This window comes from Ruegeria sp. ABV4_181, from assembly GCF_056158465.1.
This window is the reverse complement of sequence record NZ_JBSWTI010000002.1, coordinates 2,798,297-2,823,036: the sequence shown is the minus strand read 5'-3', so window position 1 is coordinate 2,823,036 and position 24,740 is coordinate 2,798,297. Positions and strand designations below refer to the sequence as shown.

Here is a 24,740-nt window from a genome sequence, read left to right as displayed (position 1 = left end):
CCCGTCCTAAATCCGCAATTCTTAAAACATAACAATAATATGGGTGACGGAATGGAGACACGGCGCAGATCGGTCGTGAAAGCGGTGTTGTGGAATGCGATGGGCCTGGTCGTAATGACCGTGGTGGGCCTGATCGCCACGGGTTCCGCTGCGATTGGCGGGACACTGGCAGTTGCAAATACAGTAATCGGACTGACCTTATACCTCGTTTACGAACAAATCTGGGCAGGGATCTCGTGGGGTCGAAATGTCTGAGCGTGCAGGTCCCGAGTGGGGCACGTTCGCCCTGATTCTGGCCTGTTACGGTGCATGGATGGCAGTGATCTTCACGCTGCCGGTCTGGCTGGCGGTGCCTGCAATGGGGCTGGTCGCGGCCATGCATTCCTCATTGACGCATGAGGTGTTGCACGGGCACCCGTTCCGCCGGCAATGGCTGAACGAGGCGTTGATGGCATTGCCGTTGACACTTTTTATCCCGTTTAACCGGTTTCGGGACCTGCATCTGGCGCATCACCGCGATGCAACCCTGACCGACCCCTATGATGACCCGGAATCAAACTATTTCGACCCCAAGGTCTGGAATCGTCTGCCGGGCTGGCAACGGCAATTGCTGGCGATGAACAACACGCTGATGGGGCGCATCCTGCTGGGCCCTGCGATAAGTCAGGTCCTCTTTTTGCGAACCGAGCTGCGCGGAGCTTTGCGGGGAAACCGAGATATCCTGCTGGCATGGGCGCTGCATCTGCCCGGTGTGATCGCGGTATTATGGATCGTGTCGCAGTCTGCCATGCCGGTCTGGGCCTATGTCGTCGCGGCGTATATCGGGCTGGGGCTGGTCAAGATCAGGACCTTCCTTGAACATCGCGCGCATGACAAATCCCGGGCCCGAACGGTCATCGTGGAAGACCGCGGACCTTTGGCATTTTTGTTTCTGAACAACAACCTGCACGTCGTTCATCACATGAATCCCTCGGCACCGTGGTATCGGTTGCCAGCGCTCTATCGCGCAGGAAAAGATCGGTATCTGGCCACCAACGAGGCTTATGTTTACCGCTCCTACGCCCAGATTTTCCGCACCTATTTCTGGCGGGCCAAGGACCCGGTGGCGCATCCGCTCTGGCCAAAAAGGTGATTTGGCGACACAAGTGACCGCATGAGTTTGTGGATTCCCGTCACCATTGCCGCCGCCTCGTTCCAGACGGTGCGGTTCATGCTGCAAAAGTCGCTCAGTACCACGCGGTTGACCGCCGCCGGAGCGACATTTGCAAGATTTGCCTATTCGATGCCTCTGGCGGTATGCGCGCTGCTGATCGCCCTTCAACTGACCGGGTTCAGCCTGCCAGTGCTGACGGGGTGGTTCTGGGTGTACGCGATCATCGGCGGCACGACCCAAATCCTGGCAACGATCTGCGTCGTTGCCCTGTTCAAGCAACGCAACTTTGCCGTCGGGATCACCTTCAAAAAGACCGAGGTCATACAGACCGCGATCGTCGGCTTTCTGGTGCTGGGCGATCAGGTATCAAACGGCGCTTTGGGGGCCATCATACTGGGACTGGTGGCGGTGTTGCTGTTGTCGAAGAATCCCGGAGGCGACGGGATCTGGTGGAAACATCTGACCAACCGCGCATCCCGGCTGGGACTGGGCTCGGGGGTTCTGTTCGCCTTTTCCTCGGTCGGGTATCGCGGCGCGTCGCTGGAGCTGGGTGACGGCGACGCCTGGTTTCGCGCATTGGTTACGCTGGCCGTGGTCGTTACCTTCCAGTTCCTCAGCATGGCCGTGTGGCTGTTGTGGCGGGATCGGGCCGAGCTGCGCGCGGTGTGGGACACCCGGCGCACGGGTGTCTTCGTGGGTGTGACCAGCCTGTGCGGATCGTTCTGCTGGTTCTTCGCGTTCACGTTGCAGAACGCCGCCTATGTCAAGGCGCTGGGGCAGATTGAACTGATCTTCAGCCTCGTGGCCTCGATCCTGTTCTTCCGCGAGGCAATCACCCGGCGAGAGATCGCCGGGATGGCCATGCTTGGTGCGTCCATTCTGGCGCTGGTGTTGGCGATTTAGCCCGCTCGGCGCTCATCAAAGCTGAGCGCGATAAAGCTGGGCAGGTGATCACCCATTCCCACAACGGCAGGACCGTTGTCATCGCGACGACCGCGGCCCTTGGACTCCTTGTCCTTGCGGCGGTCGCCTTTTTTGCCTTCGTTCTTTCTGCTGTCCGACGGTCTGGACTTTTTCTCGGGCCTCGGTGTCTCGGCCTTGGGCTCGTCCTTGACCGGGTTTTCGATCCGCGGAATTTCCTTCTGGATCAGCTTTTCGATCGCATCCAGAGCCTTTTCATCGCGACCCGAGCAGATCGTGATTGCCTTGCCCTCGCGTCCCGCGCGACCGGTGCGGCCGATGCGGTGAACGTAATCCTCGGCATGGCCGGGAACGTCGAAGTTGAACACATGGCTGACAGAGGGAATGTCCAGGCCCCGCGCGGCCACGTCCGAGGCGACCAGCAGGCGCAGTGAGCCGTCGCGGAAGCCGTCCAGCGTTTTCATGCGCTGCGACTGATCCAGATCACCATGAATGGCGGCTGCGTTATAGCCGTATTTCTTCAGCGACTTCGCGCAGATATCCACATCCGTCTTGCGGTTGCAGAAGATGATCGCGTTGGTGCACTTTTCGCCCTCGGCGTCGATCAGCGCGCGCAGAACATTGCGTTTGTTGCTGGCCTCACGGTCGCGGCGACCGCCTTTGAACATGACCACGCCCTGTTCGATGGTCTCGGACGCAGTGGCCTGACGCGCAACCTCGATCCGAGCGGGGGCGGACAGGAAAGTGTCGGTGATCCGCTCGATCTCGGACGCCATGGTGGCCGAGAAAAACAGGGTCTGGCGGGTGAAAGGCGTCAACGAGAAGATGCGTTCGATATCCGGGATGAACCCCATATCCAGCATCCGGTCGGCCTCATCCACCACCATGATCTGCACGCCGGTCAGCAACAGCTTGCCACGTTCGAAATGGTCGAGCAGACGGCCCGGTGTAGCGATCAGCACGTCGACGCCCCGGTCGATCAGTGCATCTTGCTCCTTGAAGCTGACGCCGCCGATCAACAGCGCCTTGGTCAGCTTTACATTTTTGGCATAGGTGTCGAAATTTTCAGCCACCTGCGCGGCCAGTTCCCGCGTCGGGCACAGCACCAGCGAACGGGGCATGCGCGCCCGCGCGCGACCGCGCGCCAGCAGCGTGATCATCGGCAGCGTGAAGCTGGCGGTCTTGCCGGTGCCGGTCTGCGCAATACCCAGCACGTCGCGGCCTTCAAGCGCAGGCGGGATGGCACCTTCCTGGATCGGAGTAGGGGTTTCGTATCCGGCTTCCTCAATGGCTTTGAGGACCTTCGGGTTCAGGTTCAGTTCGTTAAATTTTGTCATGTATGTCCGGTTCATGCGGACACTAGACCTGGCCCGCGCGTCTGAGGTTTGCCGGGCCCGGATGGCCATGCGGTGTTATGCGCATTGCGGCTTGGACGGGGACATAACAAAATCGTTGGTCGGGGTCAAATGAAGACACTTTAACCTGACCCCGGTCCGGTGAACTGGAGATTTTGCGCAACAATTCAGACACTTCCGGGAAAGTGTTTCCTGAGTTTCCGGTCCAGTTCCAAAGGGCGGTGCCGGATCATGCCCAGATCCATGAGGCGCGCATGCACGTTTGGGTCCGCCCCGCTTAATTCATCGAAAAACGCGCGCAGGCCGTCCATGCCATCTTCTGCCTCGATCCAGCTGAGCAGTTCGTTCATGTTCATTCCACCATGTTCACGCGGAACATTGGGGGACATGCCGGGTTGATACGATCCGCGCTCAAGGCGGAACCGATAATGGCTCAACCAGTGTTCCCAATCCGTGGCGTGCCGATGGCACAGGTCGACGTCAGAGAACTCGACTTTGCAGGGCAGCAGCTCTCCGCTTTGGAAGATGTTGTGAATGCGGAAGTTTATTTTCGGCAATCCTGTGCGCCCAAACAGTTTGCCCTGCACATGACTGAAGAACCCACCCAGCACAAAGGCGCCGTAGTTGGGATAGAGAGACTGCACGATCTTGTCGCGGTCCTTCCCGGTTGGAATATGGGCCTTATACAAGTCCGCATTTCCAGCCATCGCTTCAATCGGACGGACACGGACGCCGGGAATATGGTCGGGGACTTCGGCCAGCAGGTCCGCGATTGGGGTTTCCGTCCAAAGAAATTCGTCCAGATCAATATGCGCAAGCCAGTCCACATCTGCCTTGCGATACGTGAAAGTGGCATTCGCGGTTTGGCGGACCTGATGCCGTTCTGGCTTTTCCCGCTTTCGATTGGCCCAGAACCCGTCGTCGCAATTTCGGACCTCAACCTTCGGGTGTTTGTTGAGTTTGTTGAAGGCCTTGGGGTTGGGCTCGTCCAGATAGATGTAAATCCGGTCGACCCCCATATCGAGATGATAGGCCACAAAACTCAGGATGTCCGGGGCGGAACCCCGGACCGTCGAAACGATGCCCCAGGTTGGAGGCCTATCCGCCATTCGCGGCTTTGAGATCAATCACGTCATCATCTCTTTGGTCGCCGTCAGGTTCAACTCGGGGTAGTCGCGCACGACCCGGTCGATATCCCATTGCAGGCGTGTCAGATAGACGATGTCGCCGTCATGGTCATGGGCGATGTGCTGCTTGTTGGCGTTGACGAACTTGTCGACCTCAACCTTGTCGCCACTGACCCAGCGGGCCGATGTGAATTGCGAGGCTTCGAAACGGACCGGCAGGCCGTATTCCATCTCGATCCGGCTGGCGAGCACTTCGAATTGCAGCGCGCCGACAACGCCGACGATAAAGCCCGATCCGATGGAGGGTTTGAACACCTTGGCGGCACCTTCTTCGGCAAACTGCATCAGCGCTTTTTCCAGATGTTTGGCCTTCATCGGATCACCCGCCCGGACGCCTTGCAGCAGTTCCGGCGCGAAAGAGGGGATGCCGGTCACGCGCAGCGCCTCGCCCTCGGTCAGTGTATCGCCGATGCGCAACTGACCGTGGTTGGGGATGCCGATGATGTCACCGGCCCAGGCTTCTTCGGCCAGTTCCCGGTCGGAGGCGAGGAACAACACCGGGTTCGATATTGCCATCGGCTTCTTCGACCGCACATGGGTCAGCTTCATGCCACGCTTGAAATGGCCCGACGCCATGCGGACAAAGGCCACGCGGTCGCGGTGCTTGGGGTCCATATTGGCCTGCACTTTGAAGACGAACCCGGCGACCTTTTTCTCATCCGGCGCGATCTGACGTGGTTGCGCCGATTGAACCTGCGGCTGCGGGCCGTAGGCGCCGATCCCTTCCATCAGCTCTTTCACACCGAAGGAGTTGATCGCCGAGCCGAACCAGATCGGAGTCATATGCCCCTCAAGCACCGCCTGCGGGTCCAGCGCGGGCAACAGCTCGCGCGCCATCTCGACCTCTTCCAGCAGTTTCTCCAGCAGGTGCTCCGGCACGTGTTCGGCCAGTTTCGGGTCGTCCAGACCGTTGATCTGAATGCTTTCGGCCACCTTGTTGCGGTCGGCGCGGTCCATCAGCTCCAGCCGGTCGCGCAGCATGTCATAGCAACCAATAAAATCGCGACCCACACCAATCGGCCACGCGGCGGGCGTGACGTCAATGGCCAGCATTTCCTGAATTTCGTCAATGATCTCGAACGTATCGCGGCTTTCGCGGTCCATTTTGTTACAGAAGGTCAGGATCGGCAGATCGCGCAGGCGGCAGACCTCGAACAGTTTCTGCGTCTGGCTTTCCACACCTTTCGCGCCGTCGATCACCATCACAGCCGCGTCCACGGCTGTAAGAGTGCGATAGGTATCTTCCGAAAAATCGCTGTGACCGGGCGTGTCCACCAGGTTGAACCGGAAGTCACCATAGTCGAACGACATTGCCGAGGCGGAGACAGAAATGCCGCGATCCTTCTCCATCTGCATGAAGTCCGAGCGCGTCCGCCGCGCCTCACCCTTGGCGCGCACCTGACCGGCCATCTGAATCGCGCCGCCATACAGCAGGAACTTTTCAGTCAGCGTCGTCTTGCCCGCATCCGGGTGCGAGATGATGGCGAAGGTTCGGCGCCGGGCAATCTCGGGCGGCAAGGTGGGTTGGTTCGAGGCGGTATCAAGCATGAACGCGCGTATAGGCGGGGAATCCTGCCGAGGCAAGACAAAGGGGGTGTTCAGAATTGCCATGCTATGGCAATAAGAACATATAGTGAACAAAAGGTGGAGTAGATCGATGAATTTGAGAGAAATTGCAGATGAACTGGTCGCCGGATGCCGGGAGAACCGGGCCAAGGAAAACCTGGCCAAGCTTTACGCGCCCGATGCGGTATCGGTCGAGGCGATGGAGATGGAAGGCATGGGGCGCGAAACCCATGGTTTGGACGCCATACGGGGCAAGCACGAATGGTGGGAAGGCGCGCATGAAGTATCCGGCGCATCGGTCAGCGATCCGTTTCCTCATGGCGATGACCGCTTTGCCGTGATCTTCGAAGTGCAGGGCAAGGTAAAGGAAACCGGCGAGGCGTTCGATATGCGCGAGGTCGGCGTCTACCACGTCGCAAACGGCAAGATCGTGCGCGAGGAGTTCTTTTATTAACCCGTCATCGCCATTCTGGTCTTCTCCGTCTGGCCGGTGCTAGACATGCGGACAACAACAGATGGAGGGGATCAGATGGATCTGGGAATTCAGGGAAAACGCGCGCTGGTCTGCGCCAGCAGCAAAGGTCTGGGTCTGGGCTGCGCCGAGGCGCTGGCCGCCGCAGGTGTTGATCTGGTGATGAACGCGCGCGGTAGCGACGCGCTGGAGGCTGAGGCCGCCCGCCTGCGGTCGGAATTCAGCGTCGAAGTGCAGACCGTTGCCTGTGATGTGACCACGGCCGAAGGTCAGGCGCAGGTGATCGAAGCCGCGCAGGGCGTTGATATCCTTGTGACAAATGCCGGTGGGCCGCCGCCGGGGCTGTGGCTGGACTGGGATCGTGAGGATTTCATCAAGGCGCTGGACGCCAACATGCTGACGCCGATTGCGTTCATGAAAGCGCTGCTGCCGGGCATGATGGACAAGGGCTGGGGCCGGGTGGTGAATATCACTTCGCAATCCGTGCGGGCGCCGATCCCTGCGTTGGGTCTGTCGAACGCGGCGCGGACCGGGTTGACCGGCTATGTCGCAGGGACTTCGCGGCAAGTGGCGCCGCATGGGGTGACGATCAACAACCTTCTGCCCGGAATTCACGCAACGGATCGCGCAGATTCACTGGACGGTGGCGTGGCGGCGCAAAAGGGGATTTCGATGGACGAAGCCCGGGCCGAGCGCGCGGCCACAATCCCGGCGCGGCGCTATGGCACGCGCGCCGAATTCGGCGCAGCCTGCGCCTTCCTGTGTTCGCAGCATGCCGGGTTCATTGTCGGTCAGAACATCCTGCTGGACGGCGGCGGCACCAATTTGACGATGTAAGATGGCACAGAATTTTTCTCTGAAAGATCAGTTGTTTAACGCCGAAAAGACCCGCTATCTGGCGGGGCTTTTTGCCGCTGCGGACCCGTCCTTTGACGCCGCGGCATTTGAGGGCAAGGTCCTGTCGCGCCTGACGGAACTGGAGCTGAAAGAGCGGATGGCCTGGATCGCCGAATGCCTGCAGCAGGCGGTGCCCGGAGATTTGCCTGCCATTGCGCCGATCCTGTTGCGCGCCCTGCCACCGCCGCTGGACCCGAGAAAGTCGGACGACGATTTTGGCGATTTCATCTTTGCCCCGCTGGGTGACTGGGTTGTGGCGGTGGGTCTGAACCATTCCGATCTGGCGTTGGACGTGCTTGAGGAACTGACCCAACGGTTCTCAATGGAATGGGCCATTCGCCCGTTCCTCAACCGGTATCCGGATCAGGTGTTGGCGCGGATGGAGGCCTGGTGCGCGCATGACAGCTATCACGTGCGCCGACTGGTCAGCGAAGGCACGCGGCCGCGCCTGCCTTGGGGGCAGGCGGTCGAGTTGGAACTGTCCGACCCTCTGCCATTGCTGGACCGGCTGCACGCCGACGGAACGCGCTATGTTACGAGGTCGGTCGCCAACCACCTGAACGACATCACCAAGAAGGATCCCGATCTGGTGCTGGACCGGCTGCAGGACTGGAGCCGCGCCGGATTGCAGGACCGGGCCGAACTGGACTGGATGACCACCCATACGCTGCGGGGATTGGCAAAGTCGGGCCATCGCCGGGCGATGAAGATGCTTGGCTTTGATCCCGACATCGACATCTCGGTTTCGGTTCAGGTCAAGGGTGAGGCGCGGATCGGTGAGGCGCTTGACTTTGACGTCGAGCTTAAAGGATCCGGAAAGCAGCCTGTGCTGATTGACTATATCGTTCATTTTCAAAGACCTGGCGGCAAAACCTCGGCCAAGGTGCACAAGCTGAAGCAGACCGTCCTGCAAGATGGTGCATTGAGCCTGAGCAAAAGGCACAAGCTGAAGGGTGATGCGACGACTTTCCGGCTTGTTCCCGGCGCGCACCGGCTTGAAGTTCAGGTCAACGGTCGGGTGCATGCGGGCACCGACTTTGAGCTGCTTGGCCAGCATCCGTAACGCTCACGCTTTCGTCAGATTTCCAGCGCCCGGATTGCGCCCGACGATGGGCTGTATTAGCTGCGGTGCAGCCAGATAGGAAAGGGAACGCAGCAATGAAGCATGAAGCGGTGCAGAACTACTATGGCGAGGTGCTTCAGGGCAGCGCGGATTTGCAGACAAACGCCTGTTGCACGCCCGATGACATGCCGGACCATGTCAAAGGAATCCTGTCGCAAATTCATGATGATGTGCTGACCCGTTACTATGGCTGCGGGCTGATCGCGCCGCTGGACCTTGAGGGCATGCGCATTCTCGATCTAGGTTGCGGTGCCGGGCGTGATGTCTACGCCCTGTCTGCGATGGTCGGTGAAAAGGGACGCGTTGTCGGGGTCGACATGACCCCCGAACAACTGGACGTGGCGCGTGCGCATCAGGATTTTCACGCCGCGGCCTTCGGGCATTCGGCAAGCAATGTCGAATTTCACCACGGATATATCGAGAAACTGGATGACCTGGATCTGGAACCGGGGTCCTTCGATATCATCGTTTCAAACTGCGTCATCAACCTGGCCACGGATAAAGAGGCTGTTCTGTGCGGCGCAAATCGGTTGCTGAAAGAGGGCGGAGAGATGTATTTCTCGGACGTCTATGCCGACCGCCGCATTCCGCAGGCGATGGCCGAGGATGAGGTGCTGTACGGCGAATGCCTCTCGGGCGCACTGTATTGGAACGATTTCCTGTCAATGTCGCGCAAGGCCGGTTTCGGTGATCCGCGCCGGGTCACGCACCGGCTGCTGACCATCGAGAATCCGGTGCTGGAGGCGCGCGTTGCGCCGCTAGGCTTCCTTTCAGCCACCTATCGACTGTTCAAATTGCCCGGGCTGGAACCCGCCTGTGAAGACTATGGACAGGCGGTGATCTACAAGGGCACGATCCCCAACGCCCCGCATCTGTTTGAACTGGACGATCACCATGCGATCGAGACCGGCAAGGTCTTTCCGGTCTGCGGCAACACCTGGATGATGCTGAAAGACACACGTTTTGCCCGCCATTTCGACTTCATCGGCGATTTCTCGACCCATTATGGAATCTTCGAGGGCTGCGGCGGCGAAAGCCCGTTTGAAGCCAATGGTCAAGCCGCGTCGGGCGGCTGTTGCTGATCCCTTGCGCCTGACGGGCGGGGTTGCTATCCCCGCCCAAGCCCGATGAATTTGATCGGGAAAGGCAACGGGGTCCATCGGTGACAGGTAACGCAACTCCTCCTCGTCTGGAAATCCGCAATCTGATCGCCCGGTACGAGGGGCGCGTCGTCGTGGATGACGTCTCGCTGACAGTGCAGGCGGGGCAGGTGACCTGCCTGCTGGGGCCGTCGGGTTGCGGCAAATCCACCACGCTTCGGATGATCGCCGGGGTCGAGATGCAGGATTCCGGTGAAATCTATGTCGACGGAAAGCTGATCTGCGACACGGTTTTTCGCGTTCCGCCAGAGCGGCGCGAGATCGGTCTGATGTTTCAGGACTTTGCCCTGTTCCCGCATCTGAGCGTCGCCGACAACGTGGCCTTTGGTCTGAAGGGTCACAGGGACGAGAAACGCGCCCGCGTCGAGGAGCTGCTGACCAAGGTTGACCTGATGCGGTTTGCCGACAATTTCCCGCATCACCTGTCGGGCGGCGAACAGCAGCGCGTGGCACTGGCCCGCGCGCTGGCGCCGCGTCCGCGCATCATGCTGATGGACGAGCCTTTTTCGGGTCTAGACAACCGTTTGCGCGACGGAATCCGGGATGAAACGCTGGCGATCCTGAAAGAAGAGGACGCTGCCGTTGTGCTGGTGACGCACGAGCCGGAAGAGGCGATGCGCATGGCCGACGAAATCGCCTTGATGCGTCGCGGCAAGATCGTTCAGCAGGGCGCGCCATACAATGTCTACACCCGGCCGGCTGACAAAGCGGCAGTCGCATTTTTCAGTGATGTCAACGTGTTGCGGGCGCAAGTTAACGGGGCTCTGGCGGATACGCCCTTTGGGCAATTCCTGGCCCCGGGCGTGCCGGACGGCACCGATGTCGAGATTGTTTTCCGGCCGCAGCACCTTCGCCTGGACTTTGACCGCAACGGCAAGGGGCCGCTGCCGACGGCCACCGACGGGGTCGCTGCGCGCGGCGTGGTACAAAGGGCGCGGTTTCTGGGCAATGAAAGCCTGGTCGAATTCCGGATGGATCATGACGGATCGGTCCTGAAGGCCACGGTGCCGAATGTCTTCGTCCCCAGTCCGGGACGGGTCATGTGGCTGACCATTCGCCGGGATCGGTGCTTTGTTTTCCCGGTTTAGGGTCTGAACGTACAGTTTAGCAGCAAGTGGTGCGCGAAAGCCGCAGATTGCGAACGCCCGTCGCTTGCCGCCACGCGGGGGCGGGTCTATCAAGGGCAAAACGCGGGGGTGGACCGGGCAAATGCGTATTCTTCTGACCAATGATGACGGCATCAACGCGCCGGGGCTGATCGCGCTTGAGGCGATTGCCGCCGATCTGGCCGGCCCGGATGGCGAGGTCTGGGTGGTCGCGCCCGCTTTCGAACAGTCGGGTGTAGGACATTGCATCAGCTATACGCACCCGATGATGGTGGCCAAACTGGGCGAGCGTCGCTTTGCCGCCGAAGGCTCGCCGGCCGATTGCGTGCTGGCCGGGTTGCACGACATGATGAAGGATGCGCCGCCCGATCTGGTGTTGTCTGGGGTGAACCGGGGTAACAATTCGGCAGAGAATACGCTGTATTCCGGCACAATCGGCGGCGCGATGGAGGCTGCGTTGCAAGGTGTTCCGGCCATCGCGCTGTCGCAGTATTTCGGCCCGCGCAATCTGGGTCTGGAGGACCCGTTCGAAACCGCGACCCGCTTCGGGGCGGATCTGGTGCGGAAGATCCTGGACGCAACACCGGCAGAGCAGGGTGATTACCGCCTGTTTTACAACGTGAATTTCCCGCCCGTGCCTGCGGATGAGGTGCTGGGCACGCGGGTTGCGCCGCAAGGGTACCGCCGCGACACGCGGTTTTCGGTCGAACCGCACAGCTCGCCTTCCGGGCGGCGGTTTCTGTGGATCAAAGGGGGGTATCAGCACAATCCGACGGCCCCGGGCACGGATGCGGCGGTGAATCTGGCGGGGTATATCTCGGTCACGCCGATGCGGGCCGACCTGACGGCCTATGATACGCTGGAGGCACTGAAGTCAATCGAATGAGCGGACTGAACCCCGAAACCACAATGCAGTTCCTGTTTGCCCTGCGATCCCGTGGGGTGACGGACGCGCGCGTTCTGGCCGCGATGGAACAGATCGACCGGGGGCGCTTTGTCACGGGTCTGTTCGCGGAACGCGCCTATGAGGATACGCCGCTTCCGATTGCCTGTGGTCAGACGATCAGCCAACCTTCGGTCGTGGGTCTGATGACGCAGGCGCTGGAGGTAAGCCCAAGGGACACGGTTCTGGAGGTCGGGACCGGCTCGGGCTATCAGGCGGCGATCCTGTCGAAGCTGGCGCGCCGGGTCTATACGGTCGAGCGCCACAAGCGGCTGGTCCGCGAAACCGGACAGCTGTTCCGCGAGATGGGCCTGACCAATGTCACCGCGATGTTGTCGGACGGGTCGTTCGGCCTGCCCGAGCAGGCACCGTTCGACCGGATCATCGTGACCGCCGCCGCCGAGGACCCGCCCGGGCCGCTCTTGGCGCAGCTTAAAATCGGCGGTATCATGGTCTTGCCGGTGGGACAGTCGGATGCGGTTCAGACCCTGATCCGGGTCAGGCGGACCGAGACCGGCCTGGACTATGACGAATTGTTGCCCGTCCGTTTCGTGCCCTTGTTGGAAGGGCTTGGAAAAGACGGGGCGTAAAGGAATATTCTGCAAATGCGCCGGAACCCCGGGGAACAGGGGCAGGTGTTGAGGACAGTTAAAATGAGAGCAGTTTCCAAATCAGCGATGCGCCGCTGCGCGACAGGGGTGGCAGCTTTGGCAATTCTGGCCGGGTGCGAAGGCCCGCTGGACTATGATCTGCGTGGGCAGGTTGGCGGGTTTTCGACCGCTGACGCCGTGCAATCCGCGACCGCCAACCGGCCGTCGCCGGACGTGCGCGGTGTAATCACCTATCCGACCTATCAGGTGGCGGTTGCGCGCAGGGGGGACTCGGTCAGCGATGTGGCGGCCCGTGTTGGCCTGCCTGCCGGGGAACTGGCCAGGTTCAACGGCCTGCAACCCTCGGACACACTGCGCGACGGCGAGGTGATCGCATTGCCCCGCGCGGTCGGTGCCGCAAGCAGTGTCGACATTGCGACCATCGCCGGTACTGCAATTGACGAAGCGCCTGCGGATGGCGGGGTCCGGACATCGACGCTGGAGCCTGCTCAGCCTGCGGCCGCGACCGCTCCGGCACCTGCCCCGGCGCCCACCGGCCCCGAGCCGATCCGGCACAAGGTCAAGCGGGGCGAGACAGCCTATACCATCTCGCGTCTGTACGACGTGCCGGTCGATGCGCTGGCGGACTGGAACGGACTGGGGCCGGACTTTACGGTTCGGGAAGGTCAGTTCCTGCTGATCCCGGTCAAGAACCAGCCCGCGCCGCAGCAGGCTGCAGTTCCCGCCGGCAACGTGACACAGCCGGGCCAGGGGTCGCCGACCCCGACCCCGCCCAGTGCGACCCAACCGCTGCCGGACGAGGTGATTGCACCAGCCACACCGGCACCGGACGTCACCGCCGAAGCCCCCACCAATCAGGGCAGTTCGCCCCTGGGCCTGCCGGTGACCGGAACGATCATCCGGACCTATGACAAGGGCAAGAACGAGGGCATCGACATCGCCGCCGCCCCGGGCAGTGCGGTCAATGCGGCCGAAGCCGGGACAGTTGCCGCCATCACCGCCGACGCCGATCAGGTTCCGATCATTGTGGTCAAGCACAACAGCGACCTGCTGACGGTCTATGCCAATGTCGACAAGATCACGGTCAAAAAGGGCGACCGAGTGCGTCGCGGGCAGCAGATCGCGTCTTTGCGTGGCGGCGACAATGCCTATGTCCATTTCGAGGTGCGCAAGGGGTTCGAATCCGTCGATCCGGAACCCTATCTCAAGTGACCGAAATGGCCCTTGACGGGCCATGCCTCCGGCGGAGGTATTTTCAGCCAGGTGAAGCGGCGGGTCAGGCGTGGGGGTCGTAGTCGCTGAGCCGTTTGCCGGGCTCGTCAGCGAAGATTTCCGGCAAGGGTGAGACGGCTTCGATCAGGTCGATCCGAAAAACGCGGAACCCCTCGCGCAGTTCGCACCATGACGTCAGGGTCCAGACACGACCCCAATATTCCATATGCAGCGGGCGGATGGTGCGCTCGGTCAGAACGCCATCGATGCGACGGTAGGACAGGCGCAGTTTCTGGCGCGATTTGATGGCGGCGCGGATCGGGGCCATATGCGCCAGTCCACGAGCGGCGTCAGCAAAGGGGTAGACGGCGAATTTCCAGCTATCGGCCTCGGCCACAACCTGCGTCGGCAGCACGGCGTCGATCTTGTCGGCAAGCGTTTCAGCGGCGGCTTTCAGATCGGGGTCGGCGGCTTCGGCCACAATGGCCATGCCGAGATTCAGCGCTTCAAGCTCTGCCGGGGTCAGGTTCAGCGGGGGCAGGGTGATCTGCTCGCGCACCATATAGCCCACGCCGCGCTCACCCTCGACCGGGACACCCGAGGCGGCCAGCGTATCCATGTCGCGATAGATGGTGCGGACCGACACTTCTAGCCGGTCCGCGATATCCTGTGCGCGGTGCAGTTTGCCGTCGCGCAGGATCTGGATAATGTCGAACAGGCGGTCAGTGCGGCGCATGACCTGCCGTCCCGACCCGCATCAGGCAATCATGTTCCATAGCACATTCTCGTGACGCATCTGGATGCTTTCAGGGTTGATGGCGGCCATCAGGCCGGCGCAGAACTCCTGCTGCGGGAATTGGGCAGCGGCGTCCTTGGCTGCTTTCATGTCTGTCCAGACGACATAATCGGTCCAGCGGCCATCTTCGCCCTGGCTCAGCTGGCGATGGGCAAATCCGGGGGCTGACCGCACAAACGCCTCTGACGCCTGGCTGAGCTTTACGAATTCCTCTGCCGTGGTGCCGTTGGCGAGGGTGAAGGTGACGATTTCTGCAACATGGGTCATTTGAATCTCCGTAGACCAGGTTTCGATACCCTCTGATTATCGCTCACCAACTGACATAAACCTGTCAGTTGGAAAAAGCCAGCCCGCAAAAATCGCGTGATCCGTTCACATTTCGGCGCGAAACCAGCCTGCCTGACTTTTGCGCGCGGTTCTGCGGGCGTAGACACGGACGCAGATCGTATTCACGGCGCACCGCGTCGATGTAAGAGGAGAAAAGACATGCTCAACAATATTGGCCTTCCCGGCCTTCTGCTGATTGCCGTTGTGGTGCTGGTGCTGTTCGGTCGCGGCAAGATTAGCTCGCTGATGGGCGAAGTGGGCAAGGGCATCACCTCGTTCAAGAAAGGCGTGCGCGAAGGCGCTGACGAGCTGGAGCAGGACGCTGCCGAGGTTGCCAAGGACGTCACGCCCGAGACCGACAAAGACAAGGTCTAAGCGCAGATGTTTGATCTGGGCTGGACCGAGCTTCTGGTCATCGGCGTTGTTGCCCTGATCGTTGTGGGGCCAAAGGACCTGCCGGTGCTGTTTCGCAATGTCGGTCGTTTCGTCGGCAAGGCCCGTGGCATGGCGCGCGAGTTCTCAAGCGCGATGAACGAAGCGGCGGATCAGGCGGGGGTGAACGAGATCAAGAAGGGTCTGAACGCGGCCACCAACCCTGTCGGCAGCGCCATGGACGGCGTGAAGGAAGCCGCGCAGGAAATGGCCAAGAGCATTGATCCGACCAAGTTCGATCCCGACAGCGAAACCGGCAAACTGGCGGCCGAGCGGGCAGAGCAGGCCAAGAAGATCCAGGCCACAAGTGCCCGGGCCACTGCCGAACGCAAGGCCAAGGAAGCCGCGGAAGCGCTGGCCAGGGCCGAAGAGGCCGAAGCCGCGCTGAAAACCGAAAGCAAGACATGACCAAGACCGACGAGATCGAAGATACCTCGGCCCCATTGATCGAGCATCTGGCCGAGCTGCGCACGCGGCTGATTCACTGTGTCGTGGCGTTTCTGGTCGGGATGATCATCTGTTTTACGGTTGCCACGCCGCTTTTCAACTTCCTGACTAACCCATTGTGCGAGGTTTTGGCCGAGCGCGGGCAAGATTGCGGGCTGATCTTCATTTCACCGCAGGAAGGGTTCTTTGTCGCCATCAAGGTCTCGCTGCTGGGCGGGTTCATTCTGGCCTTCCCCTATATCGGGATGCAGATGTGGCGGTTTGTGGCACCCGGGCTGTACCGGTCGGAAAAGAACGCGTTTCTGCCGTTCATGCTGGCCTCGCCCTTCATGTTCCTGCTGGGCGCGAGCTTTGCCTTCTATGTGGTGACACCGTTGGCCTATGACTTCTTTCTGGGCTTCCAGCAGTTCGGCGCCGAAGGAGAGGCCGTGACCGATGGCACAACGGCCGCACCGCTGAGCGTGGTGTTTCAGGGCTCGGCGCAGGAATACCTGAACCTGACCATCAAGTTCATCGTGGCCTTTGGCCTGTGTTTCCAGCTTCCGGTTCTGCTGACCCTGATGGGCAAGGCCGGGCTGGTCACGGCAGAAGGGCTGGGCAGCGTTCGCAAATACGCCGTGGTCGCCATTCTGGTGCTGGCCGCGCTGGTCACCCCGCCCGATGTTATCACGCAAGTCATCTTGTTCGTTGTGGTCTATGGCCTTTACGAGGTGTCGATCTTCCTGGTCGCCCGCGTCGAGAAGAAGCGCGAAGAACAACTGCGCGCTGATGGCTATTATGATGACGACGAGGAAGAAGCGGATGAAGAGATCGTTCGCGAAGAAGACGGCAAGTAATACCGCTGTACGCTAAGGAACAGGCGCGCCCGCAAGCGGCGCGCCTTTTTCGTGCGCGACCCTTGTTGCGCCGGGCGGAACATGGTTTGAAAACGCCAAGACACCACCGGAGGAGCCAATGGACGACCAAGCCCTGAACCGTATCGCCGATGCGCTGGAACGGATGGCACCGGCACCTCTGGCCGCGCCCGATTTCGGGGCCGCACCGGCCTTCGTCTGGCATGTGGAGCCGGACCGGCTGGAGCCTGTCACGCGGATCAACCGTGTCGATCTGGATCTGCTGGTCGGCATCAACCGCTCGCGCGACACGCTGCTCGACAATACGCGCCGGTTTGCGGAAGGGTACAAGGCCAATAACGCGCTGCTCTGGGGCGCGCGGGGCATGGGTAAGTCCAGCCTCGTCAAAGCCGTCCACGGCACGCTGTTAACGGAGTACCCCGACCTGAAACTGGTTGAGCTTCAGCGTGAGGATATGGGCTCGGTCGCGCGCCTGCTGAACCACCTGCGCGCGTCTTCGCACCGGTTCATCCTGTTCTGTGATGATCTGTCGTTCAGCCACGATGACCAGCATTACAAATCGCTCAAGGCGGTTCTGGACGGTGGCATCGAGGGCCGGCCTGAAAACGTGGTGTTCTATGCCACCTCAAACCGCCGCCATCTGATGCCGCGGGACATGATCGAAAACGAACGCTCCAGCGCCATCAACCCGTCCGAGGCGGTCGAGGAAAAGGTCTCGCTATCCGACCGGTTCGGTCTGTGGCTGGGTTTCCACCCCTGTGATCAGGACGAATATCTCGCGATGATCGACCGGTACTGCACGGCTTATGGCGTTTCTGTTGACGCAGACACCCTGCGCGCCGAAGCGATCGAATGGCAGGCCACGCGCGGCGCACGGTCGGGCCGCGTGGCGTGGCAGTTCTTCGTCGATCTGGCTGGGCGCAGCGGCGTGCATATCGCCTGATCCGCCCGGTTCGTCTGGCTAAAATAATCGCCGCCGCTGGTCGGGACCGACACGAGCCTTTCTTACAGCTGCGCCAATATCCGCGCGGCCTCATCCGTTGTGCTTGTCAACGCTTCCCTGTCCTCGCCGGGATGGAACCGGGCGCGTACGGCGGTTGGCATCGGCGCAGGTTCGACAATCGACACACGCGGACCGGTGCGTTCCGTCTCGGCGGCCCAGCTGCGGGCCAGTGCCATCTGTGCGGCTTTTGTGGCGCCATAGATGCCATAGAATTTTTCGCCCGCCTTGGGGTCGTCAAAAAACACCGCATGCCCGGTTTCGCCCAGCAAGGGGGCGATATAGGGGATCAGAACCGATGTGGCGGTGGCGTTGATGTTGCTGGCCTTGGTCCACTCTTTGGAGTCGACGAAATGTGCTGGCGTCAGGGCCGAAGTGTGAACCGCAGTGTGCATCCACAGGTCCACCTTGCCCCAGCGGTCATGGATGCCTCGGCACAGGGTTGCCATGGCGTTCGGGTCGGCGATGTCCATCGGGGCAAGGGTCGCCGCGCCGCCTTTGGCCTTGATGCGGTCGTCCAGTTCTTCCAGCCCGCCGGTGGTGCGGGCGACGGCAACGATGTGATACTCGGGCGCCAGCGCCTCGGCCAGGGCGGCGCCCAGCCCGCGCGAAGCCCCGGTGATTAGGGCAATTTTGGTCTGATCGGTCATGACAGCGGTTTGAACCCCTGCGCGCAGGGCGTCAAGACAGATTAACTGCCGGGGATCACGATCCGCTTGGTCTGGCCGCTTTGTCGCAGTATGACGCCTTCAGCATCAATCGCTACCACTGTGCCCGAGGAAACGCGGCTGCCCAGCTTGACCTCTTTCACACGACCCGATGACATCCGCACCAGCGCGCGCATGTCGGCTTTGGGCCCAAAGACCCCAAGGACCGAGACGGAGTTCTTCTTCAGCGCGCCCTTCTGCGTGGCCGCGCTTTTGACGGTTGCGTTTGACATGTAATGCGGTCGGGCAAAATCGCCCCGACCCCTTGTTGTGAGTGGTTGGAAGTCAGCGGCCTACCAAACCAAAGTCCAGAGTAAAAGCCCGACCCGGCGTCGCAATTCCCGCCATCCGGCGCGCCCCGACGAACCCCTTGCGATTACGTTTTCTTCGCCGAGGGGTTGTGGGCGAAATCTTACCGAGCGGATGCGACAACCGGCTAACGCAAAGCCCGCTTCGCGTCTGCAAAACGGGCCTTGCGCGGGTATTGATTCGGCTCTTGGACCGTTCGGATTGCGGATCAGCCAGACGCCAGTTTGGCCGCGTTCCACGATCCCCCGGGAACCTGCATATCCTGTCGCTTCTTGCTGACGCGCGAGCTGTTTTCCAGGCTGTCCAGATAGTCGTCGCTGACGCTGCCCGTGATGTAGTCGCCGTCAAAACACGAGCAATCAAAGGCTCCGATGTCGGGATTGCCTTCCTTGGCCGCCCAGATCAGATCGTCCAGATGCTGATAGAACAGCGCATCCGCGCCCAGTTCCTGACGGATTTCTTCGATGTCCTTGCCGTTTGCGATCAGCTCATGCTTGGTCGGCATGTCGATCCCGTAGACATTGGGAAACTTCACCGGCGGCGAGGCGCTGGCGACAAAAACCTTTCGGGCACCGGCGTCACGGCACATCTGGACGATTTTCTTGATCGTGTTGCCGCGTACGATCGAATCGTCGATCAACAGGACGTTGTGACCCTTGAACTCCAGCGGCACCGCATTCAGCTTGCGGCGCACGGATTTCTGCCTTTCTTCCTGACCGGGCATGATGAATGTCCGCCCGACATAGCGGTTCTTGACCAGACCTTCGCGGTACGGAATGCCGGTGGCCTTGGCGACCTCAAGCGCCACGGGGCGGGCGCTGTCGGGCACCGGGATGATCCGGTCGATATCCAGACCGGCGGATTCGATCTGCCGCGCCAGGGTCTGGCCCATGCGCATCTGCGTTTTGTAAACCGAGACTCCGTCCAGCATGGAATCCGGGCGGGCAAGGTAGACATATTCGAAGATACAGGGGGTCAGCTTGCCCTCGACGGCCTGGAAGGTGTGCATGTTGCCTTCCAGGTCGATCAGAATGGCCTCGCCGGGATCGAGATCGCGCAGCTTTTCGAACCCGTTGATGCCAAAGGCCACGTCTTCCGAGGCAAAGGCATAATCGTCGCCGTCGCCCGTGGCCGCGCGCATCGCCACCGACAGAGGGCGGATGCCGTAGGGGTCGCGGAACGCCAGCATCCCCACACCGGCGATCAGGCAGATGACGGAATAAGCGCCCTGAACACGCTCCATCGTCATCTTCACACCGGCAAAGATGTTCCGGATCGGATCAACGGTTCCGTTGACCTTGATGGCGTCGGAAACCTTGTCGGCCAGCACGTTCAGCAAAATTTCGGAATCCGACGTGGTGCGCAGGTGGCGGCTGTATTTTCCGGTGACTTTCTCGCGCTGCTCGGCCGTGTTGGTGATATTGCCGTTATGGACCAGATAAATGCCATAAGGGGCATTCACAAAAAACGGCTGTGCCTCAGCCGCGCTGAGCGACCCGGCGGTGGGATAGCGGACATGGCCGATCCCGACCTTGCCCAGAAGGGTTTCGGCGTCCTGCACGTTAAAGACGTCCTTGACCAGACCGTTCGCCTTCTTCTCGCGGAAGAACTCGCCGTTATAGGTGACGATGCCCGAGGCGTCCTGACCCCGGTGCTGCAACATCAGCAGCCCGTCATAGATTTCCGCAAAGACATCATGTGTCCTGCTTGCGATCCCCAAAATCCCACACATGCACGGGCTCCAATTTCTATGACGTTTTTTCGTTGATCAGGGTTTCGGCGCGGAATGTCTGCACGTCTGCATCTGAATACATCTTCACCCATCCAGACGGTGGCTGTTACGCGCGGCATCACCGGGGGCGGGCGCGAAAGTAAACAGATACAGCAAGATCGGCAGCTCCGATTCCATGTCAGTTCGGCATTCACATAAAGCCTAACGATGGCTGTGTCATCAAAGGATCACATCTGCGATTTGACGCAGGTGGATTTTGCTGTGAAACGCATGAAAAGGTGACATCGGCAAAGCCTTATGCTGTCATAGAGAAAGCAAAAGGTGTTCCGGACGCGCGGGATTCAATCGGAAGTCAGCCATGAGGCCACACAAGCAAGCCGTAAAGAAGGAAGAGCCCGTGAAACGCCGGTGCCATCGCTGCCGGGGGGTGGGCCGCGCGCCCTGTCAGATCTGCAACGGGTCCGGTGAGGTGATCAAAAGCAGGGATATCCACGGCAAACCGGTCCTCAGCCGTTGTGACGGGTGTTTCGGCCTCAAGAACATCAGATGCACGGTCTGCGGTGGCGAAGGGTTCGTCTGAAACACGCCTGCTGATACTTGCGCCTTGAAAAAAGCCCGGTCGGAACCGGGCTTTCTTGTTATTCGATGGTCGTTGGGGCCGTCTGTTCGCCGGACGCCTCAGAGCCCGCGCCACAGCTTGCCACCAGTTCTTCGTACTGACGGGTTACCCAGCCCAGGGCCTGTTCCGGGTTCTGTTCTTCGATCCGGTCACTGAACTGTTCGAACACCTTGGCAGAGCGGCTTTCGTCAACGATTGTATAGGATTGGCCGGTCATCACGGTATCATAGACGAAAAACGCGATGGCGACCAACAGGATGCCGCGCGCGATGCCGAAGAAGAACCCCAGCGCCTGATCCAGCCCGCCAAGCGCCGAACGCTGCACAATCGACGAGAACAGCGGAGTAAAGATGCTGACCACGATCAGCGCGATGGCAAAGACGGCGGCAAAGCCGGTGATGACCGAAAGCTCGCAACTGTCGCGCAGGAAGTCGCCGACCACCGGGATCTCTTTCACCAGCGGCACGGCTTGGGGCGCAAAGATAAAGGCCAGAACGGCGGCCGCAACCCAGCCTGCAATCGCCAGAACCTCGCGCAGCAAGCCACGAGAATAGGCCAGCAAGCCCGACACGACGATGATCAGGGCGACCACCCCGTCAATGATTGTAAAACCTTCCATGGCCCTCGCCCGTAATTTTTTCTGCCCCTCAAGGCGTTACCTTAACCTGCTCCGAAGGTTTCGCCAACAAACCCGACCAAATCAGAGGGTCGGGTGAGTGTCAGACCTGCCACAGTGCCGGTTTTGCCGCCCGCCGGAGCGATTGCCGATGTGAAACCAAGTTTTTGCGCTTCTTTCAACCTGTTTTCGGTCTGCGGTGCCGGTCTAAGTGCCCCGGATAACGAGATTTCTCCGAAAACGACCGTATCGGTGGGCAAGGCGGTGTCTTCACGCGCGCTCAGTAACGCTGCGGCAACGGCCAGATCGGCCGCGGGTTCGCTCACCTTCAGCCCGCCGGCGACGTTCAGGTAGACGTCGAGCCCCGCGAAGGGGATGCCGCAGCGCGCTTCTAACACGGCGAGGATCATCGCCAGTCGGCCGCTGTCCCATCCGACAACGGTGCGGCGCGGCTGCGAATGGGGCGAGGGGGCGACCAGCGCCTGCAACTCGACCAGGACGGGCCGGGTGCCCTCGATGCCTGCAAACACGGCTGATCCGGGGCTGGGCGTGCCGCGTTCCGACAGGAACAGGGCCGAAGGGTTGGTGACCTGTGCCAGCCCCTTGCCCGTCATTTCGAACACACCAATCTCGTCCGCGGGACCAAAGCGGTTTTTGACGGCGCGCAGGATGCGGAACTGATGGCCGCGCTCGCCTTCGAAATAGAGAACGGTATCGACCATATGCTCGACCACACGGGGACCGGCGATCTGACCTTCCTTGGTGACGTGGCCGACCATGATGATCGACACGCCATGCCGTTTGGCAAAGGTGGTCAGTTCATGCGCGGCGGCCCGGACCTGCGACACCGAACCGGGCGCGCTGTCGACATTGTCGGCCCACATGGTCTGGATCGAGTCGATGATCGCAAGACCGGGCTTTTCAGCCTCAAGCGTTGTGAGAATATTGCGCAGGTTGGTCTCGGCCGCCAGCTGAACCGGCGCGTCCTCAAGCCCCAGACGGCGCGCACGCATGCGGACCTGTGCGCTGGCTTCTTCGCCCGAGACATAGATGGTTTTCACACCCGCGCGGGAAAAGCGCGCTGCGGCCTGCAGCAACAGAGTGGATTTTCCGATGCCGGGGTCGCCGCCCACCAGCAGGGCCGAGGCGGGGACAAGGCCGCCGCCCAGTACACGATCCAGTTCCTCGACCCCGCACAGGGTGCGGGGCGGGGGTGTTTCCTCGGTGGACAGGTCCGTGAGTGCGATGGACTGGCCGCGCTTGCCACCGAGGGATTTCTTTGCGGGGCCCGCCGAAAGGGGGACGTCCTGGGTGATCGTGTTCCACTCACCGCATCCGTCACAGCGCCCGGTCCAGCGCGAATGCGACGCGCCACAGGCCGAGCAGGAAAAAGTCGTCTTTGCCATGCGGCCCTTGGTGCCCGAGGTCGGGCGGTTCTTCAAGCCCTGTCAGGGCTTTCATCTCCGCCGGGGCGGGCCGCGTCCTCAGGCCCGGCGGGCCATCGTCTGCGGCGGGCGCTGACGCGCCTATTCCGCGGCGCGGGGCGGTGACATCGCGATAACGCTGGACGCCTTGGACTTGCGGTCGTCGGATGGCGCCTGCAACTGCGCCGATAATTCCGGCAACAGCTCGAACAACTCATCGCGCAGACGGGTCAGCTGGGACTTGGCGATGGATTCCTCGATCTCGATGTCCCGGGTCCATTGGCGCAGCTCGTGCTGGATGGTCTGGGCGTCCTCGATCCGCCGCTGGAACTGTTCGATCTCTTCCTGACGCTGTTGCAGGAACATGCGGGCGCGGGACACTTTGGCATCGCCATAGGTCTCGGCCAGTTCGTGGCTGATCTGGCTCATCTGTGCGGCCAGTTCCAGTATCTCGGGCTCCAGCGATTGCAAATCGGGGTGGTGGCGCAAAAAGGCGATGCGTTCCTTGACCGCATCAAACTCGGACGACATCATGAACGTGTCGGCACGATCCGCCGCATGTGCCATCTGATAAGCCGCCGAAATGTCCTGCATGTTCAGCGCGAATTTGCGATGGGCATTTTCCAGCGCCATCATCCGGGCATTGGCCGGCAGGTAGAAAGCCAGCATCAGGATCAGCGCGGTCAGGCCGATCTGGACAAACATCCCGGCATCCGTAACCGGTCCGCCGCCAAACCCGGCCTGCATCGAAAGCCAGGGCAGCACGCCAAACGCGGACAGAAGGGTTGCAGTAACGGTAAAAAGCGCTGCGGCGCAGATGAGGAAAAAGGTCAGGCGTAAAAAGACATTCTGAAATTGCAACGTAATGTTGTGGAGGGCGGTCATGATCGACGATCTCCTTCTCAAACCGGTAAACACCGAGCCCAAGCGGACGTCATCCAAAACACACAGATTGGTCCGCCACGGACCCGCAAACACAAATTTTACTGCTCTAAATATAAAGATGATACTCAGATGATCGTTTTCAATCAATTAGCTCTGAGGATTTCGTGAACTGGATGTCATTTCGGTAATGTGTCCCAGTGCGATCGAGGCCAGAATGCAGGCGGTGAACAGGTAAAGACCCCAAGCAGTCTCGATAGTCGCGTAGGAAATGCCCTTTGCCAGCGTGATGTAGAGCGCGATCAGGAAGATGTCGGCCATGGCCAGTTTCCCGAGAAAGTTGAGCGCGGGCTGCACGCGTGCATCCAGCAGGTCCCATTGGATCAGGGCGGTTCCGATGGTTTTGATGTAGGGTGCAAACAGGGCGAAGATGGTGACGATCAGCGCCAGAAAGACGTCGGATTTCCACAACGATTGCAGGCCGGTGATGACGCTGATCTCGCTAAGGCCGAAGATCGGCAGGAGCCCTGCGCGCATCAGTGGGGCGAACCACGCGATGGGATAGAGGATCAGGAGCGAGAGGGTGGCGAGGCGGAGGGTCATGTGTGCAGACTTAGGCGCTCATGCCTCTGATAGAAAGCGCCATACCCACAGTGTAAATCAAAAATATTGTTCCGACGAGGGCGTCAGACCGCAATTTATGCGAAACGGAAGATCGTAATTTCCGGTGCAGAACAGCCCCAGATACGAAGAAGCCTGCCATTATTGGAAAAAGAGATATTGGACCTGCTACGCCAAATACCTGAGACAACAAAACCCCAATTATCATACCGGGAAAAATGCCTATAAACATACAGAATATTACTGGAAAGAAGATCACCTCAGCTCT

General features: G+C 60.6%; 27 protein-coding genes. 15 read left to right on the top strand and 12 right to left on the bottom strand.

Annotation, left to right across the window (positions count from 1 at the left end; translation table 11 throughout):
• Positions 1 to 51 precede the first annotated feature (51 nt).
• The 3 genes from ACXAC3_RS13980 to ACXAC3_RS13970 are packed head-to-tail and all read left to right on the top strand — an operon-like array spanning position 52 to position 2,056.
• The gene (locus tag ACXAC3_RS13980; protein ID WP_475163436.1) at positions 52 to 255 is read left to right on the top strand and encodes a DUF2061 domain-containing protein; all 204 of its coding nucleotides are present in this window, start codon (positions 52 to 54) and stop codon (positions 253 to 255) included.
• Positions 248 to 1,132 (top strand): fatty acid desaturase, encoded by an 885-nt coding sequence (locus ACXAC3_RS13975; protein ID WP_475161229.1) that lies wholly within the window; start codon positions 248 to 250, stop codon positions 1,130 to 1,132. Before ACXAC3_RS13980 ends, ACXAC3_RS13975 begins: the two co-directional genes overlap by 8 nt.
• A 21-nt stretch (positions 1,133 to 1,153) precedes the next feature.
• Positions 1,154 to 2,056: an EamA family transporter gene (locus ACXAC3_RS13970; RefSeq protein WP_475161228.1), complete on the top strand. Its 903-nt coding sequence runs from the start codon at positions 1,154 to 1,156 to the stop codon at positions 2,054 to 2,056.
• Here ACXAC3_RS13970 and ACXAC3_RS13965 read toward each other — a convergent pair.
• The 3 genes from ACXAC3_RS13965 to ACXAC3_RS13955 all read right to left on the bottom strand — a co-directional run bounded on the left by ACXAC3_RS13965 (position 2,053) and on the right by ACXAC3_RS13955 (position 6,164).
• Complete coding sequence (locus ACXAC3_RS13965) at positions 2,053 to 3,411, bottom strand: DEAD/DEAH box helicase (protein WP_475161225.1); 1,359 nt, start codon at positions 3,409 to 3,411, stop codon at positions 2,053 to 2,055. The genes ACXAC3_RS13970 and ACXAC3_RS13965 overlap by 4 nt on opposite strands.
• Positions 3,412 to 3,596: 185 nt before the next feature.
• On the bottom strand, positions 3,597 to 4,538 hold the full coding sequence (locus ACXAC3_RS13960) for a glycosyltransferase family 2 protein (RefSeq protein ID WP_475161224.1): 942 nt from the start codon (positions 4,536 to 4,538) through the stop codon (positions 3,597 to 3,599).
• Positions 4,539 to 4,556: 18 nt separating this feature from the next.
• The gene (locus ACXAC3_RS13955; protein ID WP_475161223.1) at positions 4,557 to 6,164 is read right to left on the bottom strand and encodes a peptide chain release factor 3; all 1,608 of its coding nucleotides are present in this window, start codon (positions 6,162 to 6,164) and stop codon (positions 4,557 to 4,559) included.
• 109 nt (positions 6,165 to 6,273) lie between these two features.
• On the opposite strand from ACXAC3_RS13955, the gene ACXAC3_RS13950 reads away from it, so the two are divergent.
• From ACXAC3_RS13950 to ACXAC3_RS13915, 8 genes are all read left to right on the top strand, one after another.
• Positions 6,274 to 6,636, top strand: a complete 363-nt coding sequence (locus ACXAC3_RS13950) for a nuclear transport factor 2 family protein (RefSeq protein WP_475161222.1) — start codon at positions 6,274 to 6,276, stop codon at positions 6,634 to 6,636.
• A gap of 75 nt (positions 6,637 to 6,711) precedes the next feature.
• Positions 6,712 to 7,491 (top strand): SDR family oxidoreductase, encoded by a 780-nt coding sequence (locus ACXAC3_RS13945; protein ID WP_475163433.1) that lies wholly within the window; start codon positions 6,712 to 6,714, stop codon positions 7,489 to 7,491.
• Between the two features lies 1 nt (position 7,492).
• The gene (locus tag ACXAC3_RS13940) at positions 7,493 to 8,614 is read left to right on the top strand and encodes a hypothetical protein (protein WP_475161220.1); all 1,122 of its coding nucleotides are present in this window, start codon (positions 7,493 to 7,495) and stop codon (positions 8,612 to 8,614) included.
• Positions 8,615 to 8,709: 95 nt separating this feature from the next.
• Positions 8,710 to 9,756, top strand: coding sequence for a methyltransferase domain-containing protein (locus ACXAC3_RS13935; protein WP_475161219.1), 1,047 nt, complete (start codon positions 8,710 to 8,712; stop codon positions 9,754 to 9,756).
• Positions 9,757 to 9,836: 80 nt separating this feature from the next.
• Positions 9,837 to 10,922 carry an ABC transporter ATP-binding protein gene (locus ACXAC3_RS13930; protein ID WP_475161216.1) on the top strand — a complete coding sequence of 362 codons (1,086 nt, stop codon included), beginning with the start codon at positions 9,837 to 9,839 and terminating at the stop codon, positions 10,920 to 10,922.
• 121 nt (positions 10,923 to 11,043) lie between these two features.
• Positions 11,044 to 11,826 (top strand): 5'/3'-nucleotidase SurE, encoded by a 783-nt coding sequence (gene surE / locus ACXAC3_RS13925; protein WP_475161214.1) that lies wholly within the window; start codon positions 11,044 to 11,046, stop codon positions 11,824 to 11,826.
• The gene (locus tag ACXAC3_RS13920; protein WP_475161210.1) at positions 11,823 to 12,473 is read left to right on the top strand and encodes a protein-L-isoaspartate(D-aspartate) O-methyltransferase; all 651 of its coding nucleotides are present in this window, start codon (positions 11,823 to 11,825) and stop codon (positions 12,471 to 12,473) included. Before surE ends, ACXAC3_RS13920 begins: the two co-directional genes overlap by 4 nt.
• A 63-nt stretch (positions 12,474 to 12,536) precedes the next feature.
• A complete protein-coding gene (locus ACXAC3_RS13915; protein ID WP_475161207.1) occupies positions 12,537 to 13,706 on the top strand; it encodes a peptidoglycan DD-metalloendopeptidase family protein in 1,170 nt (389 codons plus the stop codon).
• 64 nt (positions 13,707 to 13,770) lie between these two features.
• Here the strand turns inward: ACXAC3_RS13915 and ACXAC3_RS13910 are convergent, their stop codons facing one another.
• Positions 13,771 to 14,442, bottom strand: a complete 672-nt coding sequence (locus ACXAC3_RS13910) for a helix-turn-helix transcriptional regulator (protein WP_475161204.1) — start codon at positions 14,440 to 14,442, stop codon at positions 13,771 to 13,773.
• A gap of 21 nt (positions 14,443 to 14,463) precedes the next feature.
• Positions 14,464 to 14,769, bottom strand: a complete 306-nt coding sequence (locus tag ACXAC3_RS13905; RefSeq protein WP_475161202.1) for a hypothetical protein — start codon at positions 14,767 to 14,769, stop codon at positions 14,464 to 14,466.
• 219 nt (positions 14,770 to 14,988) lie between these two features.
• Between ACXAC3_RS13905 and ACXAC3_RS13900 the strand changes: the two genes are divergently transcribed.
• From ACXAC3_RS13900 to ACXAC3_RS13885, 4 genes are all read left to right on the top strand, one after another.
• Entirely contained in the window at positions 14,989 to 15,204 is a 216-nt protein-coding gene (locus ACXAC3_RS13900) for a twin-arginine translocase TatA/TatE family subunit (RefSeq protein WP_475161200.1), read from the top strand.
• Positions 15,205 to 15,210: 6 nt separating this feature from the next.
• Positions 15,211 to 15,669, top strand: coding sequence for a Sec-independent protein translocase protein TatB (gene tatB, locus ACXAC3_RS13895; RefSeq protein ID WP_475161198.1), 459 nt, complete (start codon positions 15,211 to 15,213; stop codon positions 15,667 to 15,669).
• The gene (gene tatC, locus ACXAC3_RS13890; RefSeq protein WP_475161196.1) at positions 15,666 to 16,544 is read left to right on the top strand and encodes a twin-arginine translocase subunit TatC; all 879 of its coding nucleotides are present in this window, start codon (positions 15,666 to 15,668) and stop codon (positions 16,542 to 16,544) included. The genes tatB and tatC overlap by 4 nt, the downstream gene beginning before the upstream one ends.
• A gap of 118 nt (positions 16,545 to 16,662) precedes the next feature.
• A complete protein-coding gene (locus tag ACXAC3_RS13885) occupies positions 16,663 to 17,505 on the top strand; it encodes an ATP-binding protein (RefSeq protein ID WP_475161195.1) in 843 nt (280 codons plus the stop codon).
• 62 nt (positions 17,506 to 17,567) lie between these two features.
• On the opposite strand, the gene ACXAC3_RS13880 is transcribed toward ACXAC3_RS13885, so the two are convergent.
• The 7 genes from ACXAC3_RS13880 to ACXAC3_RS13850 form a co-directional block, all read right to left on the bottom strand.
• A complete protein-coding gene (locus ACXAC3_RS13880; protein WP_475161194.1) occupies positions 17,568 to 18,212 on the bottom strand; it encodes an SDR family NAD(P)-dependent oxidoreductase in 645 nt (214 codons plus the stop codon).
• Between the two features lie 41 nt (positions 18,213 to 18,253).
• A complete protein-coding gene (locus ACXAC3_RS13875) occupies positions 18,254 to 18,502 on the bottom strand; it encodes a hypothetical protein (protein WP_475161192.1) in 249 nt (82 codons plus the stop codon).
• A gap of 284 nt (positions 18,503 to 18,786) precedes the next feature.
• Positions 18,787 to 20,310: an amidophosphoribosyltransferase gene (gene purF, locus ACXAC3_RS13870; protein WP_475161189.1), complete on the bottom strand. Its 1,524-nt coding sequence runs from the start codon at positions 20,308 to 20,310 to the stop codon at positions 18,787 to 18,789.
• Positions 20,311 to 20,948: 638 nt separating this feature from the next.
• Positions 20,949 to 21,548 (bottom strand): CvpA family protein, encoded by a 600-nt coding sequence (locus ACXAC3_RS13865; protein ID WP_475161187.1) that lies wholly within the window; start codon positions 21,546 to 21,548, stop codon positions 20,949 to 20,951.
• Positions 21,549 to 21,589: 41 nt separating this feature from the next.
• Complete coding sequence (gene radA / locus ACXAC3_RS13860) at positions 21,590 to 22,951, bottom strand: DNA repair protein RadA (RefSeq protein ID WP_475161185.1); 1,362 nt, start codon at positions 22,949 to 22,951, stop codon at positions 21,590 to 21,592.
• Between the two features lie 120 nt (positions 22,952 to 23,071).
• On the bottom strand, positions 23,072 to 23,854 hold the full coding sequence (locus ACXAC3_RS13855; RefSeq protein WP_475161182.1) for a DNA repair protein: 783 nt from the start codon (positions 23,852 to 23,854) through the stop codon (positions 23,072 to 23,074).
• 147 nt (positions 23,855 to 24,001) lie between these two features.
• Positions 24,002 to 24,454, bottom strand: a complete 453-nt coding sequence (locus ACXAC3_RS13850; protein ID WP_475161179.1) for a paraquat-inducible protein A — start codon at positions 24,452 to 24,454, stop codon at positions 24,002 to 24,004.
• Between the last annotated feature and the right edge of the window lie 286 nt (positions 24,455 to 24,740).

Bases quoted from the DNA above. Each gene is read 5' to 3' on its own strand.
- ACXAC3_RS13980 (WP_475163436.1), top strand. From the start codon at position 52: ATGGAGACACGGCGCAGATCGGTCGTGAAAGCGGTGTTGTGGAATGCG.
- ACXAC3_RS13975 (WP_475161229.1), top strand. From the start codon at position 248: ATGTCTGAGCGTGCAGGTCCCGAGTGGGGCACGTTCGCCCTGATTCTG.
- ACXAC3_RS13970 (WP_475161228.1), top strand. From the start codon at position 1,154: ATGAGTTTGTGGATTCCCGTCACCATTGCCGCCGCCTCGTTCCAGACG.
- ACXAC3_RS13965 (WP_475161225.1), bottom strand. From the start codon at position 3,411: ATGACAAAATTTAACGAACTGAACCTGAACCCGAAGGTCCTCAAAGCC.
- ACXAC3_RS13960 (WP_475161224.1), bottom strand. From the start codon at position 4,538: ATGGCGGATAGGCCTCCAACCTGGGGCATCGTTTCGACGGTCCGGGGT.
- ACXAC3_RS13955 (WP_475161223.1), bottom strand. From the start codon at position 6,164: ATGCTTGATACCGCCTCGAACCAACCCACCTTGCCGCCCGAGATTGCC.
- ACXAC3_RS13950 (WP_475161222.1), top strand. From the start codon at position 6,274: ATGAATTTGAGAGAAATTGCAGATGAACTGGTCGCCGGATGCCGGGAG.
- ACXAC3_RS13945 (WP_475163433.1), top strand. From the start codon at position 6,712: ATGGATCTGGGAATTCAGGGAAAACGCGCGCTGGTCTGCGCCAGCAGC.
- ACXAC3_RS13940 (WP_475161220.1), top strand. From the start codon at position 7,493: ATGGCACAGAATTTTTCTCTGAAAGATCAGTTGTTTAACGCCGAAAAG.
- ACXAC3_RS13935 (WP_475161219.1), top strand. From the start codon at position 8,710: ATGAAGCATGAAGCGGTGCAGAACTACTATGGCGAGGTGCTTCAGGGC.
- surE (WP_475161214.1), top strand. From the start codon at position 11,044: ATGCGTATTCTTCTGACCAATGATGACGGCATCAACGCGCCGGGGCTG.
- ACXAC3_RS13920 (WP_475161210.1), top strand. From the start codon at position 11,823: ATGAGCGGACTGAACCCCGAAACCACAATGCAGTTCCTGTTTGCCCTG.
- ACXAC3_RS13915 (WP_475161207.1), top strand. From the start codon at position 12,537: ATGAGAGCAGTTTCCAAATCAGCGATGCGCCGCTGCGCGACAGGGGTG.
- ACXAC3_RS13910 (WP_475161204.1), bottom strand. From the start codon at position 14,442: ATGCGCCGCACTGACCGCCTGTTCGACATTATCCAGATCCTGCGCGAC.
- ACXAC3_RS13905 (WP_475161202.1), bottom strand. From the start codon at position 14,769: ATGACCCATGTTGCAGAAATCGTCACCTTCACCCTCGCCAACGGCACC.
- ACXAC3_RS13900 (WP_475161200.1), top strand. From the start codon at position 14,989: ATGCTCAACAATATTGGCCTTCCCGGCCTTCTGCTGATTGCCGTTGTG.
- tatB (WP_475161198.1), top strand. From the start codon at position 15,211: ATGTTTGATCTGGGCTGGACCGAGCTTCTGGTCATCGGCGTTGTTGCC.
- tatC (WP_475161196.1), top strand. From the start codon at position 15,666: ATGACCAAGACCGACGAGATCGAAGATACCTCGGCCCCATTGATCGAG.
- ACXAC3_RS13885 (WP_475161195.1), top strand. From the start codon at position 16,663: ATGGACGACCAAGCCCTGAACCGTATCGCCGATGCGCTGGAACGGATG.
- ACXAC3_RS13880 (WP_475161194.1), bottom strand. From the start codon at position 18,212: ATGACCGATCAGACCAAAATTGCCCTAATCACCGGGGCTTCGCGCGGG.
- ACXAC3_RS13875 (WP_475161192.1), bottom strand. From the start codon at position 18,502: ATGTCAAACGCAACCGTCAAAAGCGCGGCCACGCAGAAGGGCGCGCTG.
- purF (WP_475161189.1), bottom strand. From the start codon at position 20,310: ATGTGTGGGATTTTGGGGATCGCAAGCAGGACACATGATGTCTTTGCG.
- ACXAC3_RS13865 (WP_475161187.1), bottom strand. From the start codon at position 21,548: ATGGAAGGTTTTACAATCATTGACGGGGTGGTCGCCCTGATCATCGTC.
- radA (WP_475161185.1), bottom strand. From the start codon at position 22,951: ATGGCAAAGACGACTTTTTCCTGCTCGGCCTGTGGCGCGTCGCATTCG.
- ACXAC3_RS13855 (WP_475161182.1), bottom strand. From the start codon at position 23,854: ATGACCGCCCTCCACAACATTACGTTGCAATTTCAGAATGTCTTTTTA.
- ACXAC3_RS13850 (WP_475161179.1), bottom strand. From the start codon at position 24,454: ATGACCCTCCGCCTCGCCACCCTCTCGCTCCTGATCCTCTATCCCATC.